Source organism: Pseudomonas sp. NPDC087185 (assembly GCF_044744955.1).
Taxonomy (GTDB): domain Bacteria; phylum Pseudomonadota; class Gammaproteobacteria; order Pseudomonadales; family Pseudomonadaceae; genus Aquipseudomonas.
In genome coordinates, this window is the sequence record NZ_JBIUZK010000003.1 from 276,210 (window position 1) to 290,979 (window position 14,770).

A 14,770-nucleotide genomic window follows, 5' to 3' on the forward strand; every position below is an offset into this window, starting at 1 on the left:
AAAACATCGACTAACCCTGGATGTACACCACTTGGGTCCGCGTGTACTCGTACAGCCCATGCTTGCCATCCGCCCCGCCTATTCCGGACTTGCGCGCCCCGGCGTGGAAGCCCTGCATGGCCTCGAAGTTCTCGCGGTTGATGTAGGTCTCGCCAAAATCGATCTCGCGACAAGCCTTCAGCGCTGCGTTCAGGTCACGGGTGTAGAGCGACGAGGTCAGCCCGTACTCGCTGTCATTGGCCAGGGCGATCGCTTCGTCCAGGTCATCCACCACCTGAATCGGCAGGACCGGCCCGAAGATCTCCTTGCGCATGATCTCCATGCCCGCCGCACAGCCCGCCAGCACGGTCGGCTGATAATGGAAGCCGGCACCGAGGTCGGCCACCTGTCCGCCGGTCACCAGCTGGGCGCCCTGCCCGACCGCCGTGCGGACCATCTGCGCCACCTTGTCGAGCCCGGCCTGGTTGATCAGCGGCCCCATGTCCAGGTCGGCCTGGCGCGACGGGTCGCCATAACGCGTGGCAGCCATGGCCTGGGCCACCTTGTCGACGAAGGCGTCGGCCACCTGGCGCGCCACGTACACCCGCTCGGCGCAGTTGCACACCTGGCCGGTGTTGATCACCCGCGAGGCGACGATGGCTTTCACCGCCAGGTCCAGGTCGGCGTCGGCCAGCACGATCGCCGGTGCCTTGCCGCCCAGTTCCAGGTTGAGCTTGGTGATGTTCGGCGCCGCCGCCGCCATGATTCGCGCCCCCGTGCCCACACTGCCGGTAAAACTGACCAGGTCGATACCGGCGTGGCTGGACAGCCCGTGGCCGACGCTTGCGCCCTTGCCACCGACCACGTTGAACACGCCCGCCGGCAGGTCGGTTTCGGCCACCAGCTGGGCGAACGCGTAGCAGTTGATCGGAGTCTCCTCGCTGGGCTTGATCACGATGGTATTACCGGTGAGCAGCGCCGGCGCCATCTTGCGGGCGATCAGGAAGAACGGGAAATTCCACGGCAGGATGCCGGCCACCACGCCCAGCGGTTTGCGCATCAGGAAGATGTGCTCGTTGGCACGGTCGCTGGTCAGCACTTCGCCTTCCAGGCGTCGCGCCCATTCGGCCATGTAGTCCAGGTAATCGGCGGTAAAGTTGACTTCGACCTGGGCGAGGCTTGGCACCTTGCCACCCTCCAGGGTGATGATGCGTGCCAGACGGTCAGCATTGGCCCGCACTTTGTTGGCGATCTGGCGCAGGTAGCCTGCCCGCTCGCTGGCAGTCTTCGCGGCCCAACCCTTTTGCGCCGTGCGCGCCGCGGCGATGGCGCGCTCGACGTGCTCGGCGGATGACTCCGGCACCCGCCCCAGCAACTGGGCGTCGGCCGGGTTATAGACTTCGATCAGCGCTTCGCTGGGCACAAAGGCGTTGTCGATGAAGTTCTGGTACGTGGTTGGCGTCATGCTCGTTTCACTCCTGTGGGTGGTTATCGGCCAATGGCGCATGGGCAGCGGGCTTGGCGCTGAACTGCTGCCACGCATTGCCTTCGGCCTTGAGGTCATGGGCGCGCTTGATCAGGTACTGGTGCACCTGCTCGACCTGCTCGGGCTTGAGATTGTCGGCAAACGAGGGCATGCCATCGGGTACTCGGCCGCCATAGAGGATGCCGAGGAACATGTGGTGTTTTTCCGCCGTGAGCTTGCGCAGATCGGGCAACACACCGCCGCTGACCGCATGGATGCCGTGGCATTGCGAGCAGTTGCCGTCGTACAGGGCAGCACCTGCGGCAACCGTCTGCGCATCGGCGGTCAAGGCTGGCGGCTCCGGCGCATCGGCCGGCGGTGCAGGCTCACGCAGCTTGGCGGTACCGCCGATCTTGTAGGTCAGTACCTGGGCGAACGGCTGTACCCCGGCGCGCAACGACAGCGCCCCGGCAAAGGTCGAGAACGCCCCTCCCCAACCGGCCATGAAGGTCACGTACTGCTCGCCATCCACGGAATAGGTGATCGGCGCCGCCATCACCCCGCTGGCCGCGGGCGACTCCCAGAGTTTCTTGCCCGAATCGGCGGCATAGGCGATCACCCGGCCATCGGCGCTGCCTTCGAACACCAGGTTGCCGGCGGTGCTCAACGTGCCGCCATTGAAAATGGTGATGTAGGGCACTTCCCAGGCCGGGGCCTGCTTGACCGGGTCCCAGGCGATCAGCTTGCCAGACCAGCTCTTGGCCATTTCCAGCAGGCCATCGGCGCCTTCGGGCATCATGCCGGTGCGCAGGCCCAGCTGGTACACGCTCTTGAACGGGTTGCGGGTGGGCGCTTCGGGGATGTGTTCGTAGTAGGCCGACATGATGTGCGCCGGGATGTACACAAGGCCCGTGTCGGGGTTGTAGGACATCGGGTGCCAATCGTGCGCGCCCCAGAATGCCGGGGTCACCAGCTTGCGTTTGCCATCCTTCCAGTAGGCCGCCGCCTCGTCGTCGAGGATCGGCCGCCCGGTCTTCATGTCGATGCCCTTGGCCCAGTTCACCGGCACGATGTTCTTTGCCGACAACAGCTCGCCAGTGGCGCGGTCGAGCACGTAGAAGAAGCCGTTCTTGGGGGCCTGCATCAGCACTTTGCGTTGCTTGCCTTCAATGGGCAGCTCGGCGAGGATCATGTGCTGGGTGGCCGTGAAGTCCCAGGCGTCGCCCGGGGTGGTCTGGTAGTGCCAGGCGTATTCGCCGGTGTCGGCATTGACTGCGACGATCGACGACAGGAACAGGTTGTCGCCCTTGGCCTGGCTGCGCCATTTCGGGTCCCACATCGAGCCGTTGCCCACGCCGATGTAGAGCAGGTTGAGTTCGGGGTCGTAGGCGAACGAGTCCCAGGCCGTGCCACCCCCGCCCCACGCCACATAGGCGTCGCCGTGCCAGGTCTTGCTGGCGATCGCCATCGCCTTGTCCTCGGGCGGCAGCTTCGGGTCGCCGGGCACGGTAAAGAAGCGCCAGGCCTGTTTGCCGGTTTCGGCGTCGTAGGCGGTCACATAGCCGCGCACCCCGAACTCGGCGCCACCGTTGCCGATGATCACCTTGCCGTTGACCACGCGTGGCGCGCCCGTGATGGTGTAGCTGCGTGTGTGGTCGTCGCGGGTGTCCACCGACCACACGCGTTTGCCGGTCTTGGCGTCGATCGCCTCCAGGCGGCCATCGAGCACACCGACGTAGACCTTGCCCTGCCATACCGCCACACCGCGGTTGACCGCGTCGCAACAGGCTTCCCCTGCGCGGTGGCGGTCGGATTGCGGATCGTACTTCCACAGCAGCTTGCCGTCGCGTGCGTCCAGGGCATACACCACCGAGAACGGCCCGGTGGTGTACATCACCCCATCGACCACGATTGGCGTGGCTTCAACGCCGCGGTCCAGGTCGAGCTTGTAGCTCCAGGCAAGGCCCAGCTGGTTGACGTTGCCTTGGTTGATCGCCTTGAGCGGGCTGAAACGCTGCTCATCGTAAGTGCGGCCGTGGCTCATCCAGTTGCCGGGTTCCTTGTCGGCGTCGATGATGCGCTGGCCATCGACCTCGGCAGCGAAGGCAGGTGTGCTGCACGCCAGGCTCAGGGCCAGGCAGCTCAGGATATGCGGCAGGGGCCGGCGGTGCGGGCCAGTTCGGTTCATGCTGGGTTCTCCGTTCTTGTTATGGCGACACCGCGTCAGGCGTCGACAACACAGAGAGCAACGGCTGTGCCATTGCCGCGCTGCACCGCCAAAAAGCGCGTTTTAGAGGGGCTCGAGCTCAAAGAACGGAGAGCCCCTGGGCTGCAAGCAGTGGCGCAACGCTGAAACAATTGCCGCAGCCGTGACACAGGTGTGCCACCTGGGTTCGCGGCCTTTCAATGCCGGGCGGTTCTGTGTAAAACAGGCAGATCACTCCCATCAAGGACACCCGGCATGATCTACCGCCCCCTCGGCCACAGCGGCCTGCAAGTCTCCGCGCTCACCCTGGGCAGCATGATGTTCGGCGAGCAGACCAGCACAGAGGATGCGCTGCGGATCATCGACAAGGCCTGGGACCAGGGCATCAACTTCATCGACACTGCCGACGTCTACAACGCCGGCCGCTCCGAGGAGATCGTCGGCGAAGCGGTGGCGCGCCAACGCCAGGACTGGATCGTCGCCTCGAAAGTCGGCATGGGCCCGGCCGATGGCCTGCCCAACCGCAGCGGCCTCTCGCGCAAGCACATCTTCAACGGCATCGAGGCCACGCTGACGCGCATGGGCCTGGACTACCTGGACATCTATTACCTGCACCGCGAGGACCACAAGGCGCCGCTGGAAGAGACGGTACGGGCCATCGGCGACCTGCTGCAGCAGGGCAAGATCCGCTACTGGGGCGTGTCCAACTACCGCGGCTGGCGCATCGCCGAGATCTGCAACTTGGCCGAGCGTCTGGGAGTGGCCAAACCTGTGGTCAGCCAGCCGCTGTATAACATCGTCAACCGCCAGGCCGAACCCGAGCAACTGACCGCTGCGGCCTATCATGGGCTCGGGGTGGTGCCGTTCAGCCCGCTGGCCCGTGGCGTGCTCAGCGGCAAGTATGCGCCGGGCGCGGAGCCTGAAGCTGGCAGCCGCGCCGCGCGCCAGGACAAGCGCATCCTCGAGGTGGAATGGCGCCAGGAGTCGCTGGCCATCGCCCGGCAGATCCAGGCGTATGTCGACGCCAAAGGCGTGGGCATGGTCGAATTCGCCATTGCCTGGGTACTCAACAACCGGCTGGTCAGCTCGGCGATCGTCGGGCCGCGTACCGAGGCGCAGTGGGATACCTATGCCGGGGGGCTGGCAGTGAAGATCACGGCCGAGGATGAAGCGTTCATCGACTCGCTGGTGACGCCTGGGCATGCGTCCACGCCTGGGTTCAATGATGTGGCGCATTTTGTCACTGGGCGGTTGGCCCGAAGCTGAAGGATTCACTGGCTGCACTGGGGACCACGCCGCCGGGGTGCCGGTCCCCCCATTCCCCAATCATCCCGGTATCGTGCGCACCATCGGTTTTTCACCTTTGGAGTGCTAATGAAACTCTTCCAGCCTTTGCAAATCGGCCCACTGACACTGCCCAACCGCGTGTTCATGGCCCCCCTCACCCGCCTGCGCAGCCGCGAACCCGGCGACGTGCCGACGCCGATGATGGCCGAATACTATGCCCAACGTGCCAGCGCCGGGCTGATCATCACCGAGGCTACGCAGATTTCCTTCCAGGCCAAGGGTTATTCGGGCTCGCCAGGCATCCACAGCGCGGAGCAGATTGCCGCCTGGCGCTTGGTCAACGAAGGCATCCACGCCGCAGGCGGCCACAGCGCCGTGCAGGTCTGGCACACCGGTCGCGTGTCGCACACGTCACTGCAACCGGGTGGCGATGCGCCAGTTGCACCCTCTGCCCTGCCCGCCGAAGCCCGTACCACCTTGCGTGATGAGCAAGGCAACTTGATGCGTGTCGAGACCTCTGCCCCGCGAGCATTGAGCGAAGACGAAATCGCGGGCATTGTCGCCGATTTTGGCCAGGCAGCCGTGAATGCCCGTGAGGCCGGTTTCGACTTCATCGAACTGCACGCCGCCCATGGCTACCTGCTGCACCAGTTCCTGACCCCAAGTGCCAACCAGCGTGAAGACCGCTACGGCGGCAGTGTCGAAAACCGTGCGCGCATCGTGCTGGAAGCCGTGGATGCGGCAATTGCCGCCTGGAGCGCTGAACGCGTCGCGATCCGCATCTTCCCGTTGGGTGGCTTCAATGGCGTGGACAATGGCGAGGACCAGGAAGCGGCAGGCTTGTACCTGATTCGGCAACTGGCCAAGCGCAACCTCGCCTACCTGCACCTGTCCGAGCCCGACTGGGCGGGCGGCAAGCCGCTGCGTGAGACGTTCCGTGAAGCGATCCGGGCGGCCTATCCCGGTGTGATCGTGGCGGCAGGTGCCTACACCGCCGAGAAAGCAGAAGATCTGATACAGCGGGGGCTGATCGATGCCGCCGCGTTCGGCCGCAGCTACATTGCCAACCCCGACCTGGTGGCGCGTCTGCAGGCGCAAGCCCCTTTGAATGAGCACCGGGCGCAGTTCGATTACGCCAACGGCCCTGAAGGCTATACCGATTACCCGTTCCTGCAGCAGGCCTGAGCAACGGCCTGGATCGGGCAGCAACCCGTGGAGGGGGCAGGCAAGAGGTTTGTTCACCCAAATGTCGGCTTCCCTGTCACTCCTGCGTCACGTCAAAGGCGAGCGGCCCTTTCTCGCCATCACCGTGGATATAGGTCACTGGCCGCCCTTGTTTGAGCCTTTTGAAGCCCTCTCCAGTGATGGCTGAATAATGCACGAACACATCAGCCCCTGACGCTGGCTTTATAAAACCGATGCCTTTCGCGTTGTTGAACCACTTCACCGTACCGGATTGTCGCTGCGACATGTTCTTTACCCTCGATCGTTGCAGCACGCTTGTGCGGGTCAGGACAAACCCACTTCGCAAGAACGGGCTGGTACTTCTGATCTTCTGGGTTTGAACGGCGCGTGACTACTGGCATTTTTACTAGTTGCAAACGCGGTAAACATGAAAAAAGGGGCCTAGAAGGCCCCCTTTCAGGTACGCATCCGATTACTCGGCGCGCACTTGGGCAGCTTGCATACCCTTTTGCCCTTTCTCGGCAACAAAGCTGACCTTTTGGCCTTCTTTCAGGGATTTGAAGCCATCCGATTCGATTGCCTTGAAGTGTACGAACAGGTCATCACCACCGCTGTCCGGGGTAATGAAACCAAAGCCTTTTTCATCGTTGAACCATTTAACAGTTCCGCTCTGTCTGTCGGCCATGCGTTGAATCCTCGATCTCTATCTGCGTGTTGCATTGGGGGAACCTGACGGGAACCTGATAGGTTGACAAGACCCCGCTCCGTATCAGTGTCGACCATTAAGTTAAAAGGCGCCACTGGCAATTCACCCAGCCCTCGCCACCAATAGCCACCGGCCCTTTTAACCCAGTGATTCCAACGCCTGCGCCGCGTATGTATGCGAACGCATACGCGCCAGCGGGTCGTGAATCCGGCAATCGATCATCAGTTCATCGGCATGGGTTTGACCGATCAGCGAACGCAGCCCTTCCCGAACCCGCTCAGGCCCACCCGCGATGGTGCAGGCCATCACCTGCTCAAGTACCGCACGTTCGTGGGCTGGCAGGCCTTCGACATACCCCTCTTGCGGCTTGGGCAACAGGCCGAAACGCCCGACGTGCAGGTCCAGCATCCACTTGCGATGGGAGCTTGCGTGGTAATCGGCTTCAGCATCGCTGGCGGCGGCAAACAGGTTCACCCCTACCATCACATAAGGTCTGGCCAGCTGTGCCGACGGCTGGAAGTTCGCCCGATAATGGGCGATGGCCTGCAGCAGGTAACGCGGGGCGAAGTGCGAGGCGAAGGCATAGGGCAAGCCCAGCCTGGCCGCGAGGTCGGCGCCGAACAGGCTGGAGCCGAGGATCCACACCGGCACATCATGGTTGCCAGGCACGCCACGCACCTGGCGTTTGCCGTTGTCGGCCAGGTAGTCGCGCAGCTCGGTGATATCCTGGGCAAAGTCGCGCTCGGGGGCGGCACCACGCAAGGCGCGTACGGTCGGCCCGGAGGTTCCGGGCGCACGGCCCAGGCCGAGGTCGATACGGCCCGGGTGGAGGGTGTCGAGGGTGCCGAACTGCTCGGCGACCACCAGTGGCGCATGGTTGGGCAGCATAATGCCGCCAGCGCCAACGCGGATATGCCGGGTGGCGTTGGCGATTTCGTTGATCACCAGCGAGGTGGCGGCCGAACCGATGCCCGGCATGTCGTGGTGTTCGGCAATCCAGTAACGGCTGTAGCCGTGTTGCTCGACATGGCGCGCCAGCTGGCGGGATTCTTCGATCGCGTCGGCGAAGGTCTTGCCTTCGCCGATCATGACCAGATCCAGTACGGACAGGGCAGTCATGGGGTCTCCAGAGGGATTATCAGTGACGCCAGTGTCCGGCCTGTCACGCCAGGGATAAACCCGGGCTCAGGCCCTACATTCGGGCCTGATATTCCCCAATCACTGGCCCCAAGGTACACCCTGCTCCCAACTTGCCACCAGCAGATCGATGAAACCCCGCACCCGCGGGGACAGGTGGCGTTTGCTCGGGTACACCACGCGGATCGGGTCCGCCGGTGGCCTATAGGCATGCAGCACCTCCACCAGCGTACCTGCACGCAAATCATCGCCGGTGATGTAGGTCGGCAGATGAATCAGCCCAAAACCTCCCCGCGCGCCGTCGAGCATCGCTTCTGAACTGTCGATGTTGAGCCGGCCAGGCTCCTCGCACAGGTGCAGTCCCTGGTCCGTATGGAAGCGCCAGGGCATGGATTTTTCGCCAGCCAGGAAAGCGATCTTGTCATGCCCGTAGAGGTCTGCCGGCACCTGCGGCACCCCGTGTTGGCGCAGGTAATCGGGCGAGGCGCAGGTGACGAACTGCTGCCAGGCCACCGTGCGGGTCAGCAACTGAGAGTCCTCCTTAGGCGCACCGATGCGCACGGCAACGTCCACGCCCTCCTCGACCAGGTCGACAAAACGGTCGGTGAAGCGAATGTCGGCGCGCAGCTCCGGCCACTGCTTGAGGTAAGCATCGAGAATCGGCAGCACGTGGCGCTGGCCCAACGAAAGCGGCGCGGTCAGGCGCAAGGTGCCGGTGGGCTTGCCACGCCGCTGGGCCATGGTGCTTTCGACCTCGTCCAGGTCATCGAGGATCTGCCGCCAGCGCTCAAAGGCAACAAGCCCCTCATCGGTCAGGCTCAGCTTGCGTGTGGTGCGGTTGAGCAGGCGCACCGCCATGCGTGCTTCCAGGCGGGCAATGCTCTTGCCCACGGCCGAGCGGGTCAGCCCCAGGCTTGCCGCTGCAGCGGTGAAACTGCCGGCCTTCGCGGCACTGACGAAGGCAGCGATGTCGCCGAAGCGGTTGGGTTCCATGGCAGGCTCCTGCGGATACTGAAGACCCGCTTAGATGGGTGCGTTTGGCCGTATTGCAAGGGCATGGCTACAAGAGCCAGTGCAGCCCTTTGATGATCAGCAGGTGCAATGGGTAGAACAGATACCCCCAACGGCCCACTGGCGGTATCGGCCGACCATTGCAACGCAGCAGCAGGCAACCGAGGGGAATGGCCAGCGTGGCGGCGACCAGCGTCAGCAAGGTAATCGGTGCCATCAGGTGCCCGAACAGCCAACTGTTGGTCAGGTTACCGGCCACGGCCATCAGGCACGGCAATAGCCAAGCCGCACCGCCGCGGCTGCCCGCCATCAACCAGGCCGCGGGCAGCAATACCCCGGGCAGGCCATACATCAGCTGCGCACTGAATACCGTTGCGACCAGTACCGCACCAAGGCCGATCAACCGCGCGTGCAGTGGCGGGTGGCGCACGCCCCAGGCAAGCAGCAGCCCCAAGGTCAGCGTGGGGATCACGTTTAACGTTTGCGTGGCCGGGTCCAGCCAACGATAAGGCCCTTCAGAGAGTACCGCGAAGGCCGTCAGCCACCCCAGGTAGCGCAGGTTGCCATGGGTGAACAGGTGCCCGTCCGGGTTGCGCTGGGCATTGACCGCAATGGCCAGACAGAACAGCGGGAACGCCAGCCGCCCGACAACGAACAACCCCTCGGCCGCCGGCCAGAGATAACGAAGATGGTCGGCGACCATGGTCACGATCGCCGTCCACTTGACCAGGTCCAGCCCCGCCGAACGCACGCCTCAGGGCCCGGCCCCGGCGGCCTGGCCCAGGTACTTGGTGGTCCAGGCCGCCAGCGGCAGCGGCGGTTGCTGGTCGAGGATGCGCCGCCAGATCAACGCCAGGTCGTGGCGGTCGAACATCGAGCCGACCCCGGCGCCCCGCCAAACCGTGGGGGTGTGGGCAATCCAATGGCCCTGCGCATCACGCTGAGCCAGGTTGAAACGGAAGGTGTAGTTACCCGGTATACCCATGCGCAGGTCAGTGACCACCAGCGCGCCCTCCACCTCGTCATAGCGCAACCAGTCATCGGTAAACCAGCGCAGGCGCTGCAGCAGGGGCGCATCCACCAGGGCATTGGCGAGCGGCAGGTTCAGCGGCAGGCGCTGCATCTCCGGTGGCTCGCGGTCGAAGGCGCTGCTGACGCCTTCGTAATAGTCACCCTCGGGGGTCTTGGCCAGTACCCGCCAGACCAGGCTATTGAACGCAATGGGTACCGCACGCACGCTACTGACGACAATGCCCTGCTGATCGAGTGCGGCTTGGAAGCGCTGCTCGGCGGCCATGCGACCGGCCAGGCCAAAGCCCAGGTACGCCGTGCTGAACATCAGCGCCAGGCTCAACAGCCGCACCGCCCTGCCGCTCACGCCCTTGTAAGCGGCGTAGAACACGGCTGCCAGCAGCGGCACGGTATAGACCGGGTCGATGATGAACACTGCGGCCCAGCTTTGCGGGGTGAACTGCAGGGGCCAGAACAGTTGCGTGCCATACACCGTGAAGGAATCGAGGATCGGGTGCGTGACCAGCACCAGCCAGAATGCCAGAAATAACCTGGGCCACGTGTAGCCCTTGTCGGGCCAGCGCCTGCGCCCTAGCCATGTCACCAGCCAGGCGAGCAACAGGGCCAGCCCTGTCAGGACGAAAATGGAGTGAGAGAACCCTCGGTGGTAAGTCATCTGCGACACTGGGTCGGCGTAGCGAATGACCACGTCGAGGTCCGGCACGGTGCCAAGCAGCGCCCCGTAGATGAGCGAGCGACGGCCCTGAATGCGGCCGAGCACCGTGCCCTGCAGGGCGGCGCCGAGTACGGCTTGGGTGATGGAGTCCAAGGGCAGATTCCTGAGTGGGCAATAGGGAAACCTAACCCCCGGACGGCTGCGGGTGCAAATGCTGCTGTGTCACAACGCGTGGCAGTGTGCCCCGCGCGGAGACCGGTACAGGCTCAGAACAGCTGCCAGGTGTACACCAGGATCAGCCGGTTCTCATCGATATCAGTGCGGTAATTGGACCGCGCCATGGCATTGCGAACCCTGATCCCCAGCCCCTTGAGCACCCCGCTCTGCACCGCGTACCCCAGGTCGATGTCCCGCTCACGATCCTTGCCTTCGAATCCCAGGCCGGTATCGACGTTGTTACCGGTGATGTAGCGCACCGTCGCCGTCAGCCCCGGAATGCCCATGGCCGCGAAGTTGTAGTCGTAGCGCAGCTGATACGAGCGCTCGTCGGTGTAGGCAAATTCATAGGTCGGCACCTCGTTGCCCAGCGGCGAGATGTTGGCGAATACGCGGGGGAACGGGCTGTCGCCGTAGATACCCTGGTAGCCGAGGTGGAAGCTGTGGCCACCGCGCCTGGCCGTGAGCAGCGAGAAGAACGCCTGGTTGTCGATGTTGCCCAGCAGCGCATCGCCGTCCTCACGGGCGGTGAAGTAGCCGAGGTTGGCACTGAGTACCCAATCCCCTAGCGGCTTGCTGTGTTTGAACCCGACAAAGCCTTGCGCGTAGATGTCCTCCAATTGCCCGTACCAGAGGCTGACACTGCTCTGGTTGGCATTGAACGCGTAGTCGCCCCCCACATAGTTGAAGCCATCGCTCTCGGCCTGGCGCTGCGGCACATGGCCAAGCATGGCGTTCATCTTGCCGTCGCCACCTTCGTTGCGCAGGTGCGTGGACCTGAGGTGCCCGGCCTGCAGGGTCAGGCCGTCCAGCTCGGCCGTGTTCAGGCTGACTCCTTGGTAAGTCGGCGGCAGCAGGCGGATGTCGCTGAAGGTCAGCACCGGCAGATTGGGTTGCAATTCGCCGACGCGCAGTTCGGTCTTCGACAGCCGGGCCTTGAAGGTCGGTGCCAGGCGGCTGTATTCGCCGGCCGCGCGGCCATCGCCATGCACCGGCAGCAGGCCGGTGTTGACCCGGTCAGGGCTGCTGTCGAGCTGGATACCCAGCAAGCCCAGTGCGTCCACACCAAAGCCGACGGTACCGGGCGTATACCCGGACTTGAAATCGAGGATGAAACCCTGGGCCCACTCCTCGGCCTTGGATTGCGAGTTGGCACCGACGATGTCGGAATAGTCGCGGCTGAAGTAGTAGTTGCGGGCGCTGAGGCTTGCCTTGGCATCCTCGAAGAAGCCGCCTTCGGCAGCGAGGAGCGGTTGGCTGAACAGAGTCAGCCCGATAGCGACGCAGGGTGTGTGGTTCATTCCGAAGCTCTCTTGATCTTGTTGTTATGGATAAAGCGCGGGGAACATGGGTTTTCAGGGGGCGCGACGCAGGGCCTGCGGGGAGTGCGGCCGGCGCAGGCTCAGCAGCGCATGGGCCAGCAGGCCGAACAGCAGCCCCCAGAACGCCGCCGACAGGCCAAGAAAGGACACCCCGGACGCGGTAACCAGGAACGTGAACAGCCCGGCATCACGCTCGGTCGGTTCGGCCAGGCTGCGGGCCAGGGCTTCGCTGATCGCCCCATACAGGGCCAGCCCGGCCAGGGCGGCGATCAACGCGGCGGGAAAGGCCGCGAACAGCGACATCAGCGTTGCCCCGGCAACGCCCAGCAGCAGGTACAGCGCACTGCCAGCGACCGCTGCGACATAGCGCCTGCGCGGGTTTTCATGGGCCTCAGGGCCCGTGCAGAGGCTGGCGGTGACGGCTGCGAGGTTCAGGCCGTGGCAACCGAAAGGCGCCAGCAAGGCACCGCCGAGGGCGCTGGCACTGATCAACGGGCTGGCCGGCGTGGCGAACCCTGCATTGCGCAGCACCGCCATGCCCGGCATGAACTGCCCGGTGAGGGCCACCAGTACCATCGGCAGCGCCAGGCTGAAAATCGCCGCCAGGCTGAACTGCGGGGTAATCCACTGCGGCGAGGCCAGTTCCAGTACCAGCGCCTCACTGCGCAACGCCCCGCTGGCGACAGTCACCAGCGCGCCGACACACAACACCGCGGCTACCGCGTAGCGCGGTTGCACCCGGCGCATCAGCACGTAGGTGACGAACATCGCCAGCACCAGCCCCGGTTGCACCGGCAATGCGCGAAAGACCTCGATACCGAAACTGAACAGGATGCCCGCCTGCATGCCGGCGGCAATCGAGCCTGGCAGACGCGCGATGAGGCGGTCGAAGGCGCCGCTGATGCCGATCAGTAGCAGGACAACGTTCGCCACCAGGTACGCGCCTACTGCCTGCTCCAAACCAAGCTGGGGCAAGGCCGTGACCAGCAGCGCCGAGCCTGGGATGGACCAGGCGATGACCACCGGTACCCGGTAGTGCAGGCTGAGCAGCGCGCCGAGCACAGCGCTGCCCAAGGAGATCGCCCAGACCCAGGAGGACAGCTGGCCGTGGGACAGGCCGGCGGCTTCGGCGGCGTGGAAAATGATGACCAGAGGGCCGGCGTAGGAAATCATCGTCGCGATGCAGCCGGCGATGAGGGCGGACAGGGAGCAGTCCTTGATCAGGTTTTTCATGGCACCTCTCGCGAAGGTGTTGGCGGGATAGCGAGGGCTGCGCCCTCGTGTCGCGAAAGGGCCGCAAAGCGGCCCCAAATTCTCAGGCCTGCTGCAGGGCCCGAGGCCGTCCGCTGCGCTGCTCGTCGGTGTTTTCCTGCGCCTTCTGCAGCTGGAAGTCGAACTTCAGCTCGGCGTACCGCCCCTCGGCACCCTCATGGAACACCACCTCCCCCACCAACCCATCACGCGTGGCGTAGGCGAAGTCGTCCCACAGGTATTTGTCCCCGGACAGGTTGATCTGCGTGGTCAGGTGCCGATGCCCCGGCGCCGAGATGAAGAAGTGCACATGCGCCGGGCGCTGGCCGTGGCGGCCGAGCAGGTCCAGGCATTCCTGGGTCGGCCCCTGCGGGTCGCAGCCGTAGCCCGACGGCACAATCGAGCGTGCGCGGTAACGGCCTTCGGCATCGGTGACGATGCGCCGGCGCAGGTTGTATTCGGAGTGGCTCTGGTCGAAGAACGAATAGGTCCCACGGGTGTTGGCGTGCCACAGGTCGACGGTGGCACCGGCCAACGGCTGGCCCTGTGGGTCGAACACCTGGCCCTCAAGGAACATGACCGTGGCCACGCCCTCCTCGCTACCGTCATCCATGCGCACCTCGCCCTGGGCAATGGGCGCACCGGCGACGTACAGCGGGCCTTCGATGGTGCGCGGGGTGCCACCGACGCGGCCGGCCTCGGCGTCCTTGGCATCCTGCAGCAGGTCGAGGAAGTGCTCGATGCCCAGGCCCGCCACCAGCAGCCCGGCCTCGCCGCGCCCGCCCAGGCGGTTGAGGTAGTCGACGGCGTGCCAGAACTCGTCTTCGCTGATGTCCAGGTCTTCGATCAGGCGGGCGGTGTCCTGCAGCACGCGCTGAATGATGCGCTTGAGGCGCGGGCTGCCCTCGTCGTTACCGAAGCCTGCGGCTTCCTGGAAAAACTGCTGGGCTTCGGCGGTGTGGGAAATTTTCACGGTCATGGGGGTTACCTCGTCTTGTTCTTGTGCAAAAGGTTGGGCTTAGCGGTCGTCGGCGTGGATCGACGACGGGTGACGGCACAGGCCGTCGACCTCGATGTCCATGTACGGGAACAGCGGCAGCTGCATCAGCGTGTCGTGCAGCACCTCGACGCTGGGCACATCGAACACGCTGTAGTTGGCGTAGTACCCGGCAATGCGCCACAGGTGGCGCCAGGTGCCGTCGCGCTGCAGGCGCTGCGCCAGTTCCTTTTCGTCGGCCTTGAGTTGCGTGGCCTTGGCAGGGTCCATGTCGACCGGGAGTTTCACGGTCATCTTCACGTGGAACAGCATGGGGACGTC

14 protein-coding genes are annotated in these 14,770 nt (G+C 64.4%); 2 read left to right on the forward strand and 12 right to left on the reverse strand.

Features of this window, described 5'->3' with window-relative positions:
• Positions 1–10: 10 nt before the first annotated feature.
• Entirely contained in the window at positions 11–1,444 is a 1,434-nt protein-coding gene (aldA, locus tag ACIPIJ_RS11505; protein WP_401076422.1) for an aldehyde dehydrogenase, read from the reverse strand.
• A 7-nt stretch (positions 1,445–1,451) separates the two neighbouring features.
• Positions 1,452–3,632 (reverse strand): PQQ-dependent dehydrogenase, methanol/ethanol family, encoded by a 2,181-nt coding sequence (locus tag ACIPIJ_RS11510; protein WP_401076425.1) that lies wholly within the window; start codon positions 3,630–3,632, stop codon positions 1,452–1,454.
• Positions 3,633–3,905: 273 nt separating this feature from the next.
• Here ACIPIJ_RS11510 and ACIPIJ_RS11515 point away from each other — a divergent pair, with 273 nt between their 5' ends.
• Together ACIPIJ_RS11515 and ACIPIJ_RS11520 are read left to right on the forward strand one after the other, a co-directional pair.
• On the forward strand, positions 3,906–4,916 hold the full coding sequence (locus ACIPIJ_RS11515) for an aldo/keto reductase (protein ID WP_401076428.1): 1,011 nt from the start codon (positions 3,906–3,908) through the stop codon (positions 4,914–4,916).
• Between the two features lie 108 nt (positions 4,917–5,024).
• A complete protein-coding gene (locus ACIPIJ_RS11520) occupies positions 5,025–6,122 on the forward strand; it encodes an alkene reductase (RefSeq protein ID WP_401076431.1) in 1,098 nt (365 codons plus the stop codon).
• A gap of 76 nt (positions 6,123–6,198) precedes the next feature.
• On the opposite strand, the gene ACIPIJ_RS11525 is transcribed toward ACIPIJ_RS11520, so the two are convergent.
• The 10 genes from ACIPIJ_RS11525 to catC form a co-directional block, all read right to left on the reverse strand.
• Positions 6,199–6,408 carry a cold-shock protein gene (locus tag ACIPIJ_RS11525; RefSeq protein ID WP_401076434.1) on the reverse strand — a complete coding sequence of 70 codons (210 nt, stop codon included), beginning with the start codon at positions 6,406–6,408 and terminating at the stop codon, positions 6,199–6,201.
• A 186-nt stretch (positions 6,409–6,594) separates the two neighbouring features.
• The gene (locus ACIPIJ_RS11530) at positions 6,595–6,807 is read right to left on the reverse strand and encodes a cold-shock protein (RefSeq protein ID WP_401076437.1); all 213 of its coding nucleotides are present in this window, start codon (positions 6,805–6,807) and stop codon (positions 6,595–6,597) included.
• A gap of 159 nt (positions 6,808–6,966) precedes the next feature.
• Positions 6,967–7,947 (reverse strand): LLM class flavin-dependent oxidoreductase, encoded by a 981-nt coding sequence (locus ACIPIJ_RS11535; protein WP_401076440.1) that lies wholly within the window; start codon positions 7,945–7,947, stop codon positions 6,967–6,969.
• A gap of 99 nt (positions 7,948–8,046) precedes the next feature.
• A complete protein-coding gene (locus ACIPIJ_RS11540; protein WP_401076443.1) occupies positions 8,047–8,958 on the reverse strand; it encodes a LysR substrate-binding domain-containing protein in 912 nt (303 codons plus the stop codon).
• Positions 8,959–9,025: 67 nt separating this feature from the next.
• Positions 9,026–9,727: a TraX family protein gene (locus ACIPIJ_RS11545; protein ID WP_401076446.1), complete on the reverse strand. Its 702-nt coding sequence runs from the start codon at positions 9,725–9,727 to the stop codon at positions 9,026–9,028.
• A 3-nt stretch (positions 9,728–9,730) separates the two neighbouring features.
• Positions 9,731–10,816, reverse strand: coding sequence for a metal-dependent hydrolase (locus ACIPIJ_RS11550; protein ID WP_401076448.1), 1,086 nt, complete (start codon positions 10,814–10,816; stop codon positions 9,731–9,733).
• Positions 10,817–10,929: 113 nt separating this feature from the next.
• On the reverse strand, positions 10,930–12,180 hold the full coding sequence (locus tag ACIPIJ_RS11555) for an OprD family porin (RefSeq protein ID WP_401076451.1): 1,251 nt from the start codon (positions 12,178–12,180) through the stop codon (positions 10,930–10,932).
• Between the two features lie 54 nt (positions 12,181–12,234).
• On the reverse strand, positions 12,235–13,434 hold the full coding sequence (locus ACIPIJ_RS11560) for a benzoate/H(+) symporter BenE family transporter (protein ID WP_401076454.1): 1,200 nt from the start codon (positions 13,432–13,434) through the stop codon (positions 12,235–12,237).
• 82 nt (positions 13,435–13,516) lie between these two features.
• Complete coding sequence (catA, locus tag ACIPIJ_RS11565; protein WP_401076457.1) at positions 13,517–14,431, reverse strand: catechol 1,2-dioxygenase; 915 nt, start codon at positions 14,429–14,431, stop codon at positions 13,517–13,519.
• A 39-nt stretch (positions 14,432–14,470) separates the two neighbouring features.
• The gene (catC, locus tag ACIPIJ_RS11570) at positions 14,471–14,761 is read right to left on the reverse strand and encodes a muconolactone Delta-isomerase (protein ID WP_401076460.1); all 291 of its coding nucleotides are present in this window, start codon (positions 14,759–14,761) and stop codon (positions 14,471–14,473) included.
• Between the last annotated feature and the right edge of the window lie 9 nt (positions 14,762–14,770).

Excerpts from the sequence above, each read along its gene's own strand:
- ACIPIJ_RS11540 (WP_401076443.1), bottom strand. The coding sequence starts at position 8,958 with ATGGAACCCAACCGCTTCGGCGACATCGCTGCCTTCGTCAGTGCCGCG.
- catC (WP_401076460.1), bottom strand. The coding sequence starts at position 14,761 with ATGCTGTTCCACGTGAAGATGACCGTGAAACTCCCGGTCGACATGGAC.
- ACIPIJ_RS11530 (WP_401076437.1), bottom strand. The coding sequence starts at position 6,807 with ATGGCCGACAGACAGAGCGGAACTGTTAAATGGTTCAACGATGAAAAA.
- ACIPIJ_RS11525 (WP_401076434.1), bottom strand. The coding sequence starts at position 6,408 with ATGTCGCAGCGACAATCCGGTACGGTGAAGTGGTTCAACAACGCGAAA.
- aldA (WP_401076422.1), bottom strand. The coding sequence starts at position 1,444 with ATGACGCCAACCACGTACCAGAACTTCATCGACAACGCCTTTGTGCCC.
- ACIPIJ_RS11555 (WP_401076451.1), bottom strand. The coding sequence starts at position 12,180 with ATGAACCACACACCCTGCGTCGCTATCGGGCTGACTCTGTTCAGCCAA.
- ACIPIJ_RS11535 (WP_401076440.1), bottom strand. The coding sequence starts at position 7,947 with ATGACTGCCCTGTCCGTACTGGATCTGGTCATGATCGGCGAAGGCAAG.
- ACIPIJ_RS11510 (WP_401076425.1), bottom strand. The coding sequence starts at position 3,632 with ATGAACCGAACTGGCCCGCACCGCCGGCCCCTGCCGCATATCCTGAGC.
- ACIPIJ_RS11560 (WP_401076454.1), bottom strand. The coding sequence starts at position 13,434 with ATGAAAAACCTGATCAAGGACTGCTCCCTGTCCGCCCTCATCGCCGGC.
- ACIPIJ_RS11520 (WP_401076431.1), top strand. The coding sequence starts at position 5,025 with ATGAAACTCTTCCAGCCTTTGCAAATCGGCCCACTGACACTGCCCAAC.
- ACIPIJ_RS11515 (WP_401076428.1), top strand. The coding sequence starts at position 3,906 with ATGATCTACCGCCCCCTCGGCCACAGCGGCCTGCAAGTCTCCGCGCTC.
- catA (WP_401076457.1), bottom strand. The coding sequence starts at position 14,431 with ATGACCGTGAAAATTTCCCACACCGCCGAAGCCCAGCAGTTTTTCCAG.